General features: G+C 71.4%; 16 protein-coding genes. 3 read left to right on the top strand and 13 right to left on the bottom strand.

The window, feature by feature from the left end; translation table 11 throughout:
- Window positions 1-54 precede the first annotated feature (54 nt).
- From OG429_RS36515 to OG429_RS36490, 6 genes are all read right to left on the bottom strand, one after another.
- Window positions 55-3,618: an NB-ARC domain-containing protein gene (locus OG429_RS36515; RefSeq protein ID WP_328929542.1), complete on the bottom strand. Its 3,564-nt coding sequence runs from the start codon at window positions 3,616-3,618 to the stop codon at window positions 55-57.
- 328 nt (window positions 3,619-3,946) lie between these two features.
- Window positions 3,947-4,429: an iron chaperone gene (locus OG429_RS36510; RefSeq protein WP_328929541.1), complete on the bottom strand. Its 483-nt coding sequence runs from the start codon at window positions 4,427-4,429 to the stop codon at window positions 3,947-3,949.
- A gap of 46 nt (window positions 4,430-4,475) precedes the next feature.
- A complete protein-coding gene (locus tag OG429_RS36505) occupies window positions 4,476-4,937 on the bottom strand; it encodes a helix-turn-helix transcriptional regulator (protein WP_328929540.1) in 462 nt (153 codons plus the stop codon).
- A gap of 108 nt (window positions 4,938-5,045) precedes the next feature.
- Window positions 5,046-5,456, bottom strand: a complete 411-nt coding sequence (locus tag OG429_RS36500) for a VOC family protein (RefSeq protein ID WP_328929539.1) — start codon at window positions 5,454-5,456, stop codon at window positions 5,046-5,048.
- A gap of 93 nt (window positions 5,457-5,549) precedes the next feature.
- The gene (locus OG429_RS36495; RefSeq protein WP_328929538.1) at window positions 5,550-6,191 is read right to left on the bottom strand and encodes a hypothetical protein; all 642 of its coding nucleotides are present in this window, start codon (window positions 6,189-6,191) and stop codon (window positions 5,550-5,552) included.
- A gap of 158 nt (window positions 6,192-6,349) precedes the next feature.
- The gene (locus OG429_RS36490; RefSeq protein ID WP_328929537.1) at window positions 6,350-7,255 is read right to left on the bottom strand and encodes a phosphotransferase; all 906 of its coding nucleotides are present in this window, start codon (window positions 7,253-7,255) and stop codon (window positions 6,350-6,352) included.
- A gap of 140 nt (window positions 7,256-7,395) precedes the next feature.
- On the opposite strand from OG429_RS36490, the gene OG429_RS36485 reads away from it, so the two are divergent.
- The 3 genes from OG429_RS36485 to OG429_RS36475 all read left to right on the top strand — a co-directional run bounded on the left by OG429_RS36485 (window position 7,396) and on the right by OG429_RS36475 (window position 8,775).
- The gene (locus OG429_RS36485) at window positions 7,396-7,788 is read left to right on the top strand and encodes a hypothetical protein (RefSeq protein WP_328929536.1); all 393 of its coding nucleotides are present in this window, start codon (window positions 7,396-7,398) and stop codon (window positions 7,786-7,788) included.
- 70 nt (window positions 7,789-7,858) lie between these two features.
- Window positions 7,859-8,203, top strand: coding sequence for a peptidase inhibitor family I36 protein (locus OG429_RS36480; RefSeq protein ID WP_328929535.1), 345 nt, complete (start codon window positions 7,859-7,861; stop codon window positions 8,201-8,203).
- 41 nt (window positions 8,204-8,244) lie between these two features.
- Complete coding sequence (locus OG429_RS36475) at window positions 8,245-8,775, top strand: GNAT family N-acetyltransferase (protein ID WP_328929534.1); 531 nt, start codon at window positions 8,245-8,247, stop codon at window positions 8,773-8,775.
- Here the strand turns inward: OG429_RS36475 and OG429_RS36470 are convergent.
- The 7 genes from OG429_RS36470 to OG429_RS36440 all read right to left on the bottom strand — a co-directional run bounded on the left by OG429_RS36470 (window position 8,768) and on the right by OG429_RS36440 (window position 15,532).
- Window positions 8,768-8,986: a hypothetical protein gene (locus tag OG429_RS36470; protein ID WP_328929533.1), complete on the bottom strand. Its 219-nt coding sequence runs from the start codon at window positions 8,984-8,986 to the stop codon at window positions 8,768-8,770. The genes OG429_RS36475 and OG429_RS36470 overlap by 8 nt on opposite strands.
- 189 nt (window positions 8,987-9,175) lie before the next feature.
- The gene (locus tag OG429_RS36465; protein WP_328929532.1) at window positions 9,176-10,480 is read right to left on the bottom strand and encodes an MFS transporter; all 1,305 of its coding nucleotides are present in this window, start codon (window positions 10,478-10,480) and stop codon (window positions 9,176-9,178) included.
- On the bottom strand, window positions 10,480-11,592 hold the full coding sequence (locus OG429_RS36460) for a PLP-dependent cysteine synthase family protein (protein ID WP_328929531.1): 1,113 nt from the start codon (window positions 11,590-11,592) through the stop codon (window positions 10,480-10,482). The genes OG429_RS36465 and OG429_RS36460 overlap by 1 nt, the downstream gene beginning before the upstream one ends.
- Before the next feature lie 130 nt (window positions 11,593-11,722).
- Complete coding sequence (locus tag OG429_RS36455) at window positions 11,723-12,154, bottom strand: hypothetical protein (RefSeq protein WP_328929530.1); 432 nt, start codon at window positions 12,152-12,154, stop codon at window positions 11,723-11,725.
- Between the two features lie 347 nt (window positions 12,155-12,501).
- Window positions 12,502-13,170 carry a hypothetical protein gene (locus OG429_RS36450; RefSeq protein WP_328929529.1) on the bottom strand — a complete coding sequence of 223 codons (669 nt, stop codon included), beginning with the start codon at window positions 13,168-13,170 and terminating at the stop codon, window positions 12,502-12,504.
- A gap of 32 nt (window positions 13,171-13,202) precedes the next feature.
- On the bottom strand, window positions 13,203-14,897 hold the full coding sequence (locus OG429_RS36445) for an AAA family ATPase (RefSeq protein WP_328929528.1): 1,695 nt from the start codon (window positions 14,895-14,897) through the stop codon (window positions 13,203-13,205).
- Between the two features lie 101 nt (window positions 14,898-14,998).
- Window positions 14,999-15,532 (bottom strand): NUDIX domain-containing protein, encoded by a 534-nt coding sequence (locus tag OG429_RS36440; protein ID WP_328929527.1) that lies wholly within the window; start codon window positions 15,530-15,532, stop codon window positions 14,999-15,001.
- Window positions 15,533-15,672 lie beyond the last annotated feature (140 nt).

Here is a 15,672-nt window from a genome sequence, read left to right as displayed (position 1 = left end):
AGACCCTGCCGGCCACGGCAGGGCGCCGCCCCGGACCGGCCGATTCCGCAGCGCTCAGGCGCCCTGCACTCGGCGCGGTCCGGACATCGGACGTGGGGTGGTGGCCGACTGCAGGACATATCCGAACAGCCCGTGGTCACCACCGACGTAGAGCGACCGGCCGTCGGGACCGAACGCGAGGGTGTGGAGCCGGCTGCGGGTGCGCATGAGCGTCAACGCCGCCTCCTGGCCGGGGTCCCAGATCCGCACCGTCATGTCCGCGCCGACGGTGGCGATCCTGGTGCCGTCGGGGCTGATGGCCACCGCGTTCACCGGGCCGGTGTGGCCGCTCAGTGTCCGGATCCGTATCCGGTTGCGGACGTCCCAGATGTGGACCGTCCCGTACGCGTAGGAAGCCGCCAGCCAGGTGCCGTCGGGGCTGATGGCCACGCCGGTGACCGCTCCGGAAGCGTCGTGGAGCTTGTGGTGGTCCTCCCTCCACCAGGTGGCCCCGGCCCACACCTCGATCGCGCCGCTCGAACTGGCGATCGCGAACCAGGCCCCGTCGGAGCTGACGGCCACGTCGTTGGCCTCGCCGGTGTGCTGTGCGATTTCGTAGGCCATCGACAGCCGTCGGCATCCTGCCGAGCCGTCCCGGTTGAGCGTGATGACCGTCTCGTTGTCCGTCATGACGGCCAGCGCTCGTACACCGCCTCGCCGGCTCGACATCGACTCCCCTCCGGTGATGCGGTCGAAGAGCCGGACGGATCCGTCTCTCGCACTCGTCGCGATCGTGGTGCCGTCCGGGCTGATCGCCACCGCGTCGAGGATGCCTCGATGACCGGTCAGCGTTCCCGTCTCCTCACCTGTCGCCGGGCTCCACGTGCGGACCAGCCCGTCCGTGCCGGTCGTCGCCAGCCAGGTGCCGTCCGGGCTGATCGCGAGGGTACGGACGGCGACGGCCTGGCGTGATCCGCCGGTCGGCTCCGTACCGGAGGACGTATCCCAGGTGCGTACCGCGCCGTCCCGCGTGATGGAGGCCAGCCACGTGCGATCGGGACTGATGACGATGCTCCGCACGTGGTCGATTCCAGTCAGGGTGCGGAGTTCGGCTCCGTTCGCGGCGTCCCACAGCCGCACCGTGCCCTCACTGCCACTCGTGGCCAGCCACGCGCCGTCCGGGCTGACGGACAACGCGTCGACGGTGCGCGGGTGGGCAGTCAGCCTCCGGAGTTCGGCGCCCGAGTCCATGGCGCGCAGACTCACGGTGCCGTCGCCGTCGGCGATGGCGAGCCACCCGCCGTCCGGGCTGACGCATGCGGCGCGCACGGGGCCCGCACCGCATGTCACCGTGGCGGCCAGGGTCCCGTCGGCGGTGTTCCAGGTCCGCACGACACCCGCCGAGTCGATCGTGGTGAGCCGTGCGCCGTCAGAGGTCGCGCCGACCGCCCGTACGGCGTACGGGGACCAGGTCGCCGGTGTGCCGCTCGGCAGGGCGAGGGTACGCAGCGGGCGCCAGGAGGCGGTGTCCCACAGTCGCGTGGTGCCGTCACGGTTGACGGTGGCGAGCCATGCGGCGTTCGGGTCGGCGACGAGTTCCGTCACCCAGCTGGTGTCGCCCGCGAGCGTGTGTACCTGGGCCCCGGACGCCGTGTCCCACACGCGTACGGTTCCGTCTACACCGGCGGTAGCCAGCCACGTGTCCGTCGGGCTGATCGTCAGGGCGGCCAGGGGGCCGCTGTGGGCTCCTCCCAGCGTCCGGACGTCCGCTCCGGTGCTGACGCTCCGGATGCGCACGGCGCCGTCCCGGCCGGCGCTGGCCAGCCACGTGCCATGGGAGTTGACGGCCAGAGCGGTCGCGTCGTGGGTCGTGTCGACGTGGCTGCGCATCAGCAGGGGATCGGGCAGGTCGGGCGGCGCCCACATGTTGACCAGCGTGGGAAGGGAGCCGGTGAGGGGGACGTGGCGGGTGCGCCAGTGAGGGAGCGGCCCGAGACGGCTGCGGAGCACCGCGTCGAGGGCGTCGGGCGGGTCGGTCGGCGTGAGGAGGTGGGCCGCGCGGGCCAGGTCCCGCGCCATGGTGCGCGTGGCAGGGGTCCGGACGCGGTCGAGGTCGCGGATGGCGGCGTTGGGACCCAGCCGCTCCAGGTGCGCCCGTATCCAGCGCAGGTCGCCGGCCAGCGCCTCTGCCAGGTCTCTGCGATCGGCGTCCATGAAGTGCTCGACGAGGTGGTCGTGCAGGTACCGGCTCTCGGTCCGCCACCATGCCCTGACCACAGGCGTCGCGATTGCCGAGGAGGAGGAGGAGGAGGCGTACGGAAGCTGCGGGGCCAGGGAATCGACGAACACACCGTTCACCGCGGCCAGTTCGCCCGCCAGCTCGGCGCGCAGATAGTCCCGGACGACGTCGTGGACGCTCACGACGCCGTCGGTCACGGTGGTGTCGAGGGTGAGCAGGGACAAGTCCGCCATCTGCTTGCACAGGTCTCGCGCCCGCGCCTCTTCCAGATTCCCGGTGGCCTCCCAGAGCCGCAGTACCAGCGGTACGGGGATGGCGTCGTCCTCGGCGAAGATGCCCAGCTCGGCGAAGCGGCGGGCGCCGTCCGGCGGCAGCAGCGTGGTGGCGGCCTGGATGCTCGCCCGCACGGCGGCGTTGCGCCGCTTGGGGTCGTTCAGGTCCAGCGGGACGTCGGGGTCGTCCGCGCCGGTCGGTCCCTGGGCGCGCAGCCGGTTGAGGAGCTGGTAGGCGGCCGCGGCGGCGTCGGCGCCGGTGGCGGCCTGGGCGGCAAGGCGCTGATTGGCCATGCGCAGGAGCAGCGCCCACCGGCCCGTGGCGTCGACCAGGGCGCGTGAGATCGCCTCGGGCAGATCGAGGCCGTGCGTCAGGACGGCGAGCGCTTGATGCGACGACATCCGGTCGACCGTGACCGGCGTCGATCCCGGGGGCAGCACACCCGGGTTCCGCGTGGTGACCAGCCTGACGCAGGTGCGGTGGGCACCTTGCAGGAACGGCGCCAGTTGCTCGGCCTCCCAGACGTCGTCCAGGACCAGCAGCATGCGGGGCCGCCGTGCGAGGAGGCCCCCGAGGTGCTGCCCTGCCAGGTCGGGGTCCTGGCCGGTCTCGCGCGCGTCACCTGTGAGGTACCGGGTCACCTCGGCCACCTTCGCCGCGATCGCCGCCCGTCCGCGCACGTCGCGGCCGATGGTGACGACGTAGACGTGGTCGCGGAAATGGCGGCGGACCTTCGGATCCGCGCACACCACGTTGGCCAGCGTGGTCTTCCCGAAGCCGCCGGCTCCGTGCAGGCCGGTGGTGATGCCCACCGCCGAGCCGCCCCGCCCACGGCACACGGCCGCGACGACCTCCCTCGCTTCGGCCCTGTCCACCACCCAGTCCGGCACCGGCGGCGCCGTGGACAGGGGGAGCCCCGCCTCTGAGGTGCTGCCGGTGCCGGCGCCGGCACCGGACGTACGCAACGTCACGATGAGGGCGGCGATCCCCGCGGTGGCTCCCAGGACACTGGCGACCGGGTCCGCCTCGCCCCAGCCGTCCCGCACCGCCATCGTGCCCAGCCAGACCGCGGCGGCCACGCAGCAGACCACTCCCGTACCGATGCCCCAGTTCCTTCCCCGACCCATGGGGATGATCCTCGCTGCCCACCCGGGCGGCGCGCCATCCCTTCGCCGCACTTGCCGCTCGTGACCCTGATTCATAATCAATTTTGTTTGCTATCAAGCAAGTTCGCGTCATGGGGCGTGCCTGTGCGGCGGAACACAGCTCGGCATCGCCGGAGACGGCTGGTACCAGGACCTGGACCTGCGGCCGGAGGAAATGGTGAAGGCGTTGTGCTCGGCGGTGGGCCGGGCGTTCACGGCCGACGAACGCGCGCTGGTGCCCTCGGGAGCACCCACGACCCCGCCCTGCGAGGGGACGTGGGACCGGACCGGCGGGCTACACGGACCGGCCTCAGCCCGCGGCTAGCCCGATGAGCTCGCCGATGCGTGCCTCGTCCGCGGCGGTCAGCTTCGTCAGGGCGTAGCTGGTCGGCCACATGGCGCCGTCATCGAGATCCGCGAGGTCGCTGAAGCCGAGCGTGGCGTACCTCGCCTTGAACTTCTGCGCGCTCTGGAAGAAGCAGACCACCTTGCCGTTCCTGGCGTACGCGGGCATCCCGTACCAGAGCTTCGGCGAGAGGTCCGGCGCACTGGCCTTGACTATGCGGTGGATCCGCTCGGCGAGGACGCGGTCCGCCTCCGGCATCTCGGCGATCTTCGCGAGCACCTCGCTCTCCGTGTCCGGCTTGGCCGCGCGCGGGCCGCGGCGCGCGGCCGTCCTCAGCTCCTGCGCACGCTCCTTCATCGCGCCGCGTTCCTCGTCCGTGAATCCGTCGTGCTCCTTGTCGACCGCGCTGGTGCTGGTGCTCTTGGCGGACGTCTGCGTGACCTTCATGGCAGGTTTCCTCTCTCTTGCGCGACGTGACCGGAAGGCATGTCCGTCACGCTGGTTGCGGCTCGGTCGCCGACGCTTCTCGATTCCTGACCTGTCCGGTCGGCTCTTCCGGCACGCACGGCGGCGTCCCCGCAGCCGCCGCCGCGAGGCGCCGGTAGGTGCTGGGCGGGACGCCGACCCGCTCGGTGAAGCGGGTGCCGAAGATGCCCATGGACGGGCAGCCGACCGCGGAGCAGACCTCGGTGACACCGAGGTCACCGCGGCGCAGCAGCGCCGTCGCACGCTCGATGCGGCGTGTCATGAGATAGGAGTACGGGGACTCGCCGTAGGCGAGCCGGAACTGCCGGCTGAGGTGCCCGGCCGGCATGTTCGCGCCGAGGGCGAGCGCTTCGACGTTCAGCGGCCGCGCGTACTCCCGGTCGATCCGGTCGCGGACGCGCCGCAGTCGCGTCAGGTCGCTCAGGTGCTGCGCGGCGGTGAGCGCGCGCCCCCACGCGGGATGGCACATGGAAGAACTCCTTTCTTCGATGTTCGAGGAGCAGCCGGGTGCCGATGCCCGAGCGGCCGGCGGCGAGGTGGGCGCCGGCCACCGAGGGCGGACCGGTAGCCGAACGGCTCAGCGAAGCTCTTGGATGCGGATCAGGTTGCCCGCGGGATCGCGGAAGGCGCAGTCACGCACGCCGTACGGCTGATCGGTCGGCTCCTGGACGACCTCGGCGTCGGCGGCCTGGACCTTCTCGAACGTGGCGTCGAGGTCCCGGGTCGCCAGCAGGATCCAGCCGAAGGTGCCCTTGGCCATCATCTCGACGATGGTCCGGCGCTCGTCCTCGGTGACCCCGGGGTCGGCGGCCGGCGGTGCCAGGAGGATGGACGTGCCGGGTTGGTCGACGGGGCCGACCGTGACCCAGCGCATCTTGCCCTGTCCGACGTCGCTGCGGACCTCGAAGCCGAGGATGTCGCGGTAGAACGCCACGGAGGCGTCCGGGTCGTCGTGCGGGAGGGAGGTCGTGTGAATGGTGATGTCCATGGCTGTCACGGTAGTTGGGTCCGGGGACCGGCGCTTCTCGATTCCTGATCTGTCCGGCCGCCGGTCGCGCGCGCCCGCACCAGGTCCCGGCAGCTACTCCGTGCCGGTCCGCCGCGTCCCCGCGTACACCGGCCCCGGCGCGGAGGTCTGCGACCCGGAACCGTTCCTCGCCCTGCTCCGGTCGCGGGACCACGCGCCCGCACCGACCAGCACGGCTGCCCCGAATCCGTACACCGGCAGCCACAGGGTCGTCGTGGCCGCCAGGCATTCGGCAACGGCCTTGCGGCTCTGGGTCTCTTGGGCGTACGCCACAGCAGCGCCGTCGCCGCCGGCCAGGTCCGCCACCGCGGCCTTCGTCCGGATGGCCTCGTACCTGCCCAGCCCGCCGCACCCGCTACGAGTGCCCGGCATCGGGAACAGCCAATCCCAGCGCTGCATCATGGGGGCCAGGGCGATCGCCAAGCACAGGCCGACGACCATCGCGTACGCGACAAGACCACGCATGTACGCCGACCGGAAGCCGGGGGTCCACGTCCTCCGTCCCTGAAAGGCAAAGATCACCGCGAAGAGCGTCATACCGATGAATGTGGCGAACCACTGCCAGGAACCCTGGGCGAGTGCGAACGTCAGCACAGCGGCGAGTCCGATGCCGATGACCCCGGCCTGGTCGGCGGTTCCTGCACCTGTTCCGGTGGATGCCGACTTTGGGGTTCCCCGAGGGCTGGACTCGTTCACGGGCCTCTCCTCCAGGGTCGGAGGCATCAGCATCCGCCGTGCGGCGCGGCAGGCCCTGGCGCCATGCCGGACGGGTTCGCTGCCCCGCCCGGTTGGGGGAGCCGGATGGCGGGGCCTGCGCCCACACCTTTCGGATCGGTGCCACACGAGATCACGGGTTACGCGACGAACGCCAGGACCCGATCGAGAGCCGCCCGGCCCGCGGGGCCCCATGTCGGCTGGCCGCCGGGGAGACCTCGTTCCCCGGCCCGGCCGATGTCGATGAGGGAAAGGCTGCGCAGGACCGCCCACCCCCGCGCCCGAAGGATCAGGGCCTCGTCCACGTGTCCGCACGCGTCTGCGTACGCGTCGAGGAACCGTGAAGGCGCGCCTTCCGGAAGGAGCAACCACGCGGCCGCGAGGTCCGCCGCCGGATCCCCGGCGCAGAGTTCCCCGAAGTCGATCACGCCGGTCAGCGTCGCGCCCGTGACCACGACGTTCGCGGGATGGAGATCGCCGTGCAGCCACAGCGGCGGCCCCTGCCAACGGGGAGCGGCGACGGCCTCGTCCCAGATGCCTCGAACCTCGGTGGCAACGCTCCCGGAGACGGCGGCCTGGAGCTTCCGGTCGAACTCGGAGGCGAGCCCCTTGAGGGGAACGCCCCGGTTCGAACTGGCCGGCGCCTCGATGGGCGCGGGCCGGTGAAGGGCTCCGAGAAAGCCCGCCAGGGTGTCGGCCGCGTGCTCGCCACGGCGGACAGGCGAGCGGTCAGCCGGCTCGCCGGGAACCCATGCCGCGACGGTCCACGGCTTCGTGAAGCGGGCGCACGGTTCACCGGCCCGCACGGGAACCGGCACCGGGAGCGAAAGCCGCGGGGCGAGGACCGGCAGCCACCGGCGCTCCTTGAGCAGGAGGGACGGGGCGCGTTGCGTGCGCGGCAGGCGTACGGCCATCTCCTCCCCCAGACGCCACAGCTGATTGTCCCAGCCCGCGGCCACCGGACGCAGGTCGCCTCCCGCGAGGTCCGGATGCTGTTCGCGCAGCAGGAACCGCACCAAGCTCTCGTCGATCTCGACGCCGTCCATCTGCAGAACCCCCCGTGGTGTCGGCCGCCAGCCGGCTTCGTTCATGATCGCCCGAGCGGGCCCGCGGGGTCGGCCGACGTCGTCGGCGGCGCCCCGCGGATAATGGCACCACCCTGGACCGATCCGAGAGATGAAGAACCATGACCCTGAAAGAAGGCCAGCGGGTCAAGCTGGCGGCGGACACCCGGCTCACCGATTGGGCCGCGATGACGGAGGACTCCTCGACGTCGACGGGAACCGTCGCCGGATCCCTGTCCCTGGCAGCGGGCACCGAGGGCACCGTCGAGCGCGTGGTCGAGCACGACCATCAGAGCCAGGAGGTCCGCGAGTACGAGCGTCTCAAGTCGCTCCTCGACGCCTTCGGCCACGAGATGCCCACGGAGAGCAGGAGGCAGCTCGAAGAGAAGGTCGGCTCCCTGGAGCCCGAGTGGATCGCCTACCAGGAGCAGGGGCGCCGCGCAACGGTCCGGGTCCGCTTCGACAACGGGTTCATCCTCGACGACACGCCCGAAGACGTGTTCACTCCCGCCTGATTCGGGGTTGTCCCACATTTCCCGGCCCCGGCGAGGACGATGAGAGAAGGGACGCGGCGAGGAGGAACGGATGAGCACACGTCACTTACGCGCTTTGCTGGTTTCCGGGGCGGTGGTCCTGACCACGCTCGGCACCTCCACGCCGGCCCAGGCACTGCCGGCGTGTCCGAGCAACGCGATCTGCCTGTGGAGGTTCCAGGACGGGACCGGGGACGTCTACGTCTGGCGAGGCGGTTACGTGGACCTGCCCAGCAGGTTCGTCGACCACGTGTATTCGTTCCGGGCCAACAGGAGCGGCGCCTTCATCGACTGGGCGCACGGCAAGGAATGCCACACGGTCAGGAAGGGTGACTACGCCAGCAACTACGGGGCCCGCTTCGGTTCCAAGATGGACGCGGTCGGGGACAACTGCTGACCCTGAACCGGCCCGGCGGCGGCGGTGCCTAAGCTTCCAGCATGAACGACACCACGCATGGCATACGGATCAGACCGGGCGGCCCGGCCGACGTACCGGCCATTCTGGGCATGCTCGACTCGGCGGTGGTCTGGATGAACAGCCGCGGCAACACCGAGCAGTGGGGCACGACACCGTTTTCGCAGAACCCCGCACGTGTGGCTCGGGTCGAGCGGTACGCGACCGAGCATGACCCGTACATCGCGGAGTTGGACGGAACACCCGTCGGAACCCTGGTGTTGGACTCCGGGCCCAGCCCGCAGATGCCGATCGCGCCGGCCGGGGAACCCGAGCGGTACGTGCGGCTGCTGGTCTCCGACCGACGGCACGCCGGTCTGGGCATCGGAGCGGCGCTGCTGGCCCGTGCCGTCGAGGAGACCCGGCGGGCCGGGGTGGCACTGCTGCGGGTCGACTGCTGGGCGGGCGGCGGGGGCGAACTGGTCGCGTTCTACGAGCGCAACGGTTTCACCCCCACCGACCGGTTCCTGTCCCAGGCCTGGCCGGGGCAGGTGCTGGCCCAGCGGGTCAGCTGACGCCGCGGGCGGCGGTGACCAGCCAAGAGCTGCTGCGCAGCCACACCGCGCCCTCCTTCCCGAACGGGCACAGCGTGTCGGTCAGCGTCCGGCGGGCATCCTCCCGTACGTCGGGCCCGACCTGGCTCAGCAGGTGGCGGCCGGGGCCGGAGTCGAGGAGGAAGGCGGCCGCGTCTTCGGCGCTCCTCCCCCAGTTCCCGGCCGCTTCCACGCCCTGCGCGCGGGCGTCCTCGAAGCCGGCCTCGGCCAGGAGGGCACGGGTGCGGTCGGGGTCGGCGAGCTCGGCGCCCCTCGGCAGCCGCCGGCCGCCTGACCCATCGGTGACGACGGGCGGCCCCGAGGAGCGGGCGGCGACCGAGGGGCGGCATGCGCACCCGCCCCTCGGTCCCCGCCGTGCGGGTCAGACGCTCGCCGGCTCTGCGCGCCCCCCGGCCGCCACGGGAGCCAGGCGGCCGCTGCGGTGCAGCCCGTACAGCGCGGTGGTGCAGGCGAGGCCGAGCGCGAGGAGCGCCAGCCAGGGCAGCGCGGACATTCCGGCGTCGCGCGCCGCGTCCAGTACCACTCCGGTGAGCAGGTTGCCGAGCGTGATACCGACTCCGCAGATGGTGTTGTACAGGCCGTAGTGCGTGGCCACGAGCCGGTCGCCGGCCAGGCGGACGATCGTGTCCATCTCGAACGGGTACGCGATCATCGTGCCGAGCGCCAGCAACAGGGCCGACAGCGCGGGCGGTACTGCGGCCAGCAGCCACAGCCCCGCTCCGCCGCCCGGCACCGGCACGGCCGAGGCCAGGAGCAGCGGTACGAACGCCGCCGCCATCGTCAGCAGACCCCAGGTCAGGGCGCGGCCCGGTTCCCTCCTGGCCTTGCACCAGGCGGTCACCTTCGTCTGGAAGAGGATCGTGCTCAGCCCGGAGACGGCGAACAGGAGCGCCACCGCGGCCGTGCCGAAGCGCCCCTCCCCGCTCAGGCGCCGGACCTCCAGGGGGAGGGCGAGGTAGACCTGGAAGGACATGACGTACGACCCGATCATGGCCACGGAGAAGAGGAGGAACGGGCGGTTGGCGAAGATCCCGCGCCACTGGGTGAGTACGCCCTCGCGTCCGCCGTCCCCGGCAGCCTTCCTGGCGTCCCCCCGGCGGGCGGGCAGGGCCCGGATCTGCACGAGGCCGAGCAGGGCGAAGATGCCCGCCGCCACCAGGCAGGTGACGCTGAAGTCCACCCCCGTCAACACCATCCCCACGAGCGGCCCGAGGAGGATTCCCGCCTGGTAGAAGACGTTGAACAGTGCGAACGCCTCCACCCTGCGCTCCCCCGCGTCGGCAGCCAGGTAGGCACGGGTGGCGGGGTTGAACAGGGCTCCGGCCAGCCCCGTCGCCGCGGATGCCGCGAGCAGGGCGGGTACGGAATCCACGAGGCCCAGTGTCGCGAAGCCGGCCGTACGCAGCACCAGCCCGGCGATGATCAAGGGCTTGTAGCCGAGGCGGTCGGCCAGGGTTCCGCCGATCAGGAACATCCCCTGCTGGCTGAAGTTGCGTACGCCGAGGATCAGTCCGACCAGCCAGCCGGTCAGCCCCAGCGGGCCCGCCAGGTACGTGGCCAGATAGGGCATCAGCATGTAGAAGCCCAGATTGATGGTGAACTGGTTCACCATCAGCAGCTGCACGCTGCGCTCGTACGAACGGACCTGCGCGAGGGTCCCCTTCATCACGCCTGCTCCCCGGAGCCGTCCCGGGCCGTCTCGCCGCCGAGGGTGAGCGGGTCGACCACCGTCGCGCAGCGCGTCCAGCGGGTGACCTCCTTCTCGTCCAGGCTGCCGATGAGGTCCGGTTCGGGGGCCGGCGGGGCGTCGAGCAGGCCGTGCGCGGCGCAGTAGTCGTCGTCGTAGACGGTGCCGAGGTAGCGCTGGGGGCCATCCGGGAAGACGGCCGCGATCCGGGTCCCCCCGGGCAGCGTGCGGGCCTTCCAGCCCGCGACCAGCGCGACGGCGCCGACGCTCCATCCGCCGCTGGCGTAGTGCGACCCGGCCAGCTGACGGCAGGTCCAGACCGCCTCCGCCGGGGAGACCCAGTGGACCTCGCCGAAGTTCTCGTACGCCACGTTCCGCGGGTAGATGCTCGATCCCAGGCCGCGCATCAGCCGGGGCCGGGCGGGCTGCCCGAAGATCGTCGAGCCGATGGTGTCCACGCCCACCAGCGTCAGGTCGGGATACAGCTGCCGCAGTACGCGGGAGATGCCCGCGGAGTGTCCACCGGTGCCCACGCTGCACACGAGGACGTCGATGTGCCCCAGCTCGGTGGCGAGTTCGAGGGCGAGCGGCGTGTAGGCGGTGGTGTTGTCCGGGTTGTTGTACTGGTCGGGGCACCAGCTGTCCGGGTGCTGCGTCAGCAGCTGGGTGACGCGGTCGCGGCGGGCCTGCTGCCAGCCGCCGGTCGGGTGGGGCTCGGAGACGACGTTGACCTGGGCTCCGTAGGCGGCGAGGAGCCGGGTCATGGAGGCTTCCAGGCCCGGGTCGGTGACCAGGGTGACGGGATGGCCGTGGACCATGCCCGCGAGGGCGAGGCCGAGCCCGAGGGTTCCACTGGTGGACTCGATGATGCGGCCGCCCGGCTTGAGGTCGCCGCGGGCGCGGGCACGTTCGACCATGTGCAGGCCGGGGCGGTCCTTGATGCCCCCGGGATTGAAGCCTTCCAGCTTGGCCCAGAAGCCGCGGCCGGCCGGCGCGAGGGGCTCGGAGATCCGCAGCAGCGGCGTGTTGCCGACGAGCCCGGACAGGGTGGAGCGGATGGGTGATGACGTGTCGGTGGCAGAGGAATGCATGACTGCGCTTTCGCTCGGTGATACGCGTCGAGTACTCGTTCACGTGGCATGCCGACGCGCACGGGAGGCGGAGAGCCGACCCGGTGGTGGGCATGCGGCAGCCGGTGGGCACGACTGCGTGACGAGTGGCCTAGATGCGCCACCGGCAGACGCTGGTGAGCGTGCTGCGGCCCGTTCGGGCTATGCGGGTTCCTCCCGCGTCGGGAGGCACGTGCGGCGCGCCTGCGACCGGCCGCTCGGAGAGGAGGGCGGGGAGCAGGACGTTCGCCGGGTCGGCCGGGCGCTGCAGGGCTCCCCCGGCCAGGAAGGGCAAGGCCGGGAGGGAGCAGGAGGCGCCGTGATCGTGCTGGGGCCGCTCAGGAGCGTGGGACTCGCCCGGCGAGTGCCGCGGGGCGTCCTCGGAGACCGACGCGACGAGCGAGAGATGCCTGTGGTCGTCGCCGGAGAGGTACGAGGAGCAGTGGACCGCCGCGAAGAGCAGCCCGCTCAGCAGGCAGGCGAGCACGGTGCGCAGCCAGGACGAGTGCCGTGGGGCGAGGCGCGCGGGGTGTGGGCGAGGCACAGTTCCTCCGTGCAACAGTCACCTTCCGGAGCCCGGTGGGCGTGTCGTGGAAGTGTCGTCAGCCGTTCTCGTCTGCGCGCGATCGCGGGGTGTCCGAGGGATCAGAACCTGATGGGCTCCGAACATATCGCCATCTTGTGGACAAAACCCGCAATGCATCGAGTGTCGTCGGAACCGCCCGAGGGCGGGCAGGCCGACCGGCCACCGGAACCCGACCAAGCTGTCACCATGCCGTGATCGTAACTGCTCCTGCGTGCCCGTCGAGCGCACCTTCGAGAAGTAGGGGCGAACAACTCACCCGCGAAGGCGGCGACTTGGAGAAAGCGCCAATCGCGGGCCTCAGAGCGTCAGAGCAGGGGTGCGACGTCCTCGCCCCAGGCGAAGAGGGTGTCGACGGCCCGGAAGCGGTGGGGGCCGTCGCCGAGGGCCGCGGCGCGGACCTGGTCGCGAAAGGCGGGGGCCCGGTCGGCGAGCGCGGGCAGGCGGAGCAGGGGCAGGAGCGCGCCGAGGGCGGCCTCGCGGACCTCGGGCGAGCCGGCGGCGAGGAACGGGCGCACGGCCTCGCACAGCTCCGGGGCGAGGTCGAGGAACGCGTCGAGGTCCTCCTCGTCCCCGAGGGGCCGATCCTGCTGGCCGATCGCCTCCACGGCCGTGTCGCCCAGCCAGGCCAGGAGGCCGACGCGCAGCGGGAACGGGGTCTGCGGACCGAGGTCGTACTCCTCGTGCGTGCTGCGGTCGGTGACCGGCGCCAGGGTTCTGGGGTCCCCCAGGATCGCGGCGACGTACCGGGCCGCGGGAGCGGTGGCGGTGTAGAAGACGTTCCCGCGGGTGAGGGCTTCCGCCAGATCCCGGAAGGCGGAGCCCTGAACGCGCGGGTCCTCGTCCAGCAGCTCCCGAAGGATCACGGGCGTCGCCGGCGCCACGTCCGGGCAGCAGTGCTCCACGGCGTTCCAGTCCGTCCGCAGCAGCAGGTCCTGCGGGTCCACACGGTCGTCGAGCTCACCATCGTTCTTCATCGCGCCAGTGTCGCAGCCGCCTCTGACACCGCTCACACCGTCGGCGAAACGCCCTCCGTCAGCTGCTGGTACGCGTCCGTGACGTCGGCCGCGTGCAGCGTGGTGATCTCGTCCTGCGACGGCACCCCGGAGTTGCCGTGGAGGTCGTAGACGCGCAGGTCCCGTACGGCGGCGACCTTCCGCGAGAGCTCACGTGCGAAACGGCCGTTGCCCAGCGTGTCGATCAGCCCGTCGCCGACGGCGAGTTCGCACGAGGCTCGCAGCGCGGCCTCGGCTTCCTCCGTGAGGACATCGCCCTGCGCGGCGAGGAAGGAGTGGGCGATGAGCACGAGTTCGTCCGGGGAGTAGGCGGGGAAGTCCACGCGGGTGGTGAACCGGGACGCGAGTCCCGGGTTGGTGGCCAGCAGCTCCGCGATCTCGTCGGAGTACCCCGCGAGCACGACGACCAGGCGGTGCCGGTCGTCCTCGGCCCGCTTGAGGAGGACCTGGAGGGCTTCCTGGCCGAAGGCGTCACCCCCCGAGTAGCCGGAGTTGGACAGCGCGTACGCCTCGTCGATGAAGAGGACCCCGTCGATGGCGCCGTCGACGGCCTTGCTGGTCTTGATCGCGGTCTCTCCGAGGTGCTGTCCCACCAGATCGACGCGCTGCGCCTCCACGACGTGTCCGCGTTCCAGCAACCCGAGTCCGGCGAAGATCTTTCCGACGATCCGGGCGACTGTCGTCTTGCCGGTGCCCGGCGGCCCCGCGAAGACGAAGTGCTGAGGCGCCGCGGAAGCCGCCAGCCCCTGACTGCGGCGGACGGCCGCCATCCGCAGCTGCGCCGACATGGTGCGCACCTGACGCTTCACCGGGCCCAGGCCCACCATGGCGTCGAGCTCGGCCATCGCCTCGTCCAGGAGCGCCCCTCGGGACTCGTCGGTGAGCGCGGTCTCGCCCGCCGTACTCGCGGAAGGCGCGGGCCCCACCCGGGAGTCGGGGACCGCCTGAGCCGGTACGGAAACGGGCGTCGGCGCCGGGACCACCTTCGCCCGCTGGGCCACGTCGGCGAGGCGTGGGCTGTAGCGGTAGGCGGCCTGGAACTGCTTCAGCCCTTCCACGGCGTCGCCGAGCCCCTCGTGAGCACGCCCACGCAGGTAGGCGACCTCGCCGAGGAACCCGGTCTCGCTTCCCAGAGCCTGCGGCAGCGGTCTGAGTACGTTGAGGGCCTCGTGGAAGACTCCCTGCACGACCAGCGCGGAGGCGACGTAGAGCTGCGACTCGTCGCGCAGGAACCGATCGCCTATTCCCTCGGCGAAGGTCAGGACGAGTGGCCAGTCCTTCTTCAGGAAGGCATACCGCGTACAGACGAACCGGGTCTCGTCACAGTCGAGCGTCGCGGACGACAGCATGCGCCACGCCTCGTCGAGCCGGCCGTCGTCGAGCAGCTTGGCCGCCGACGCGAGCCACAGGTCGCGCGGCCACTCCAGACGGAAGCGTACGTAGCCACCGATTTGGAACTGGGACGCCAACCGGGTCTGGAACTGCGCGCGCAAGGCTCCGAAGGAGCCCTGGTACCGGGTCATGGCCTCCAAGGCCTCGTCCTGGAGCCGAGCCGTCGAGTGGAGTCCCAGCCAGGCATCGGCTGCGAGCGGATTGTGTGAGACGGCCGCCTGGAAGGCATGGGCCGCCGCCGTCCGGTCCCCCTGCCTGATCAGCGCGACACCGTGAAGCCACGCTTCCTCACACATCCTCATCGAGCGTCGCGAAACCGACGGCTCCGGCACTGCTGTCTCCTCTTGTCGTGTCTGATGTACGTGCGCGCCGGCGGCGGGCGTGTCGCTGGGAGGCCCTAGCTCCAGCCGTGAAGGGCCACTTGAACCGTGCCGTCCAGGTACGCGCGGAGGGCCCTGTTCGTGGAGGGGACGAAGGCCTCGGGGATGGCCTCGGCGTCGCTCCAGCGGACCTGGGAATGCTTGCCGGGTTCGCGGTTCTCGGGTTCGCCCGTCCATTCGTGGGTGGCGAAGACGACGGTGAGGAAGCCGTTGGGGGATTCGACGCCCCACGCGGCGTGGATGATGTGGGCGACGGTGAGGGACTCCGGCTTCACCACGAGCCCGGTCTCCTCGTACAGCTCGCGCACCGCGGTTCGCGTGATCGGCTCGCCCGGCTCGCTCTTGCCCACGGGGAGGTCCCACAGCCCTTGGCCGAACTTGGCGTTCTCGCCGCGCTGGAGGAGCACGACCCGGTGGGTGGCCCTGTCGTGCACGATGACCGCCGCGACCAGCAGCGTCATCGATTCGAGCGCCGGCGCGAGCGCTGGGGAACGGCGGTCGCCGATGGGCTGGCTCACGGGGTTTCCTTCGTCTGACGGGTTGTTGGGCATGTTAGGCGAGAGTCTCACGGCCGACGCCCCCGGGCGGCCGGGGATCCGCTGGCGACCATGCCGTTTTGCGCCAACTCTCCCGTATTATGGGCGAGTTACTACCGCTCTGACCTATGTTCTACGGGGCATACCAGCTCGCC

It is taken from the genome of Streptomyces sp. NBC_00190 (assembly GCF_036203305.1).
Classification (GTDB): domain Bacteria; phylum Actinomycetota; class Actinomycetes; order Streptomycetales; family Streptomycetaceae; genus Streptomyces.
The sequence above is the reverse complement of the archived record's forward strand: the minus strand, read 5'-3'. Positions and strand labels throughout refer to the sequence as shown.

Excerpts from the sequence above, each read along its gene's own strand:
- OG429_RS36515 (WP_328929542.1), bottom strand. The coding sequence starts at position 3,618 with ATGGGTCGGGGAAGGAACTGGGGCATCGGTACGGGAGTGGTCTGCTGC.
- OG429_RS36510 (WP_328929541.1), bottom strand. The coding sequence starts at position 4,429 with ATGAAGGTCACGCAGACGTCCGCCAAGAGCACCAGCACCAGCGCGGTC.
- OG429_RS36505 (WP_328929540.1), bottom strand. The coding sequence starts at position 4,937 with ATGTGCCATCCCGCGTGGGGGCGCGCGCTCACCGCCGCGCAGCACCTG.
- OG429_RS36500 (WP_328929539.1), bottom strand. The coding sequence starts at position 5,456 with ATGGACATCACCATTCACACGACCTCCCTCCCGCACGACGACCCGGAC.
- OG429_RS36490 (WP_328929537.1), bottom strand. The coding sequence starts at position 7,255 with ATGGACGGCGTCGAGATCGACGAGAGCTTGGTGCGGTTCCTGCTGCGC.
- OG429_RS36485 (WP_328929536.1), top strand. The coding sequence starts at position 7,396 with ATGACCCTGAAAGAAGGCCAGCGGGTCAAGCTGGCGGCGGACACCCGG.
- OG429_RS36480 (WP_328929535.1), top strand. The coding sequence starts at position 7,859 with ATGAGCACACGTCACTTACGCGCTTTGCTGGTTTCCGGGGCGGTGGTC.
- OG429_RS36475 (WP_328929534.1), top strand. The coding sequence starts at position 8,245 with ATGAACGACACCACGCATGGCATACGGATCAGACCGGGCGGCCCGGCC.
- OG429_RS36465 (WP_328929532.1), bottom strand. The coding sequence starts at position 10,480 with ATGAAGGGGACCCTCGCGCAGGTCCGTTCGTACGAGCGCAGCGTGCAG.
- OG429_RS36460 (WP_328929531.1), bottom strand. The coding sequence starts at position 11,592 with ATGCATTCCTCTGCCACCGACACGTCATCACCCATCCGCTCCACCCTG.
- OG429_RS36450 (WP_328929529.1), bottom strand. The coding sequence starts at position 13,170 with ATGAAGAACGATGGTGAGCTCGACGACCGTGTGGACCCGCAGGACCTG.
- OG429_RS36445 (WP_328929528.1), bottom strand. The coding sequence starts at position 14,897 with ATGTGTGAGGAAGCGTGGCTTCACGGTGTCGCGCTGATCAGGCAGGGG.
- OG429_RS36440 (WP_328929527.1), bottom strand. The coding sequence starts at position 15,532 with ATGCCCAACAACCCGTCAGACGAAGGAAACCCCGTGAGCCAGCCCATC.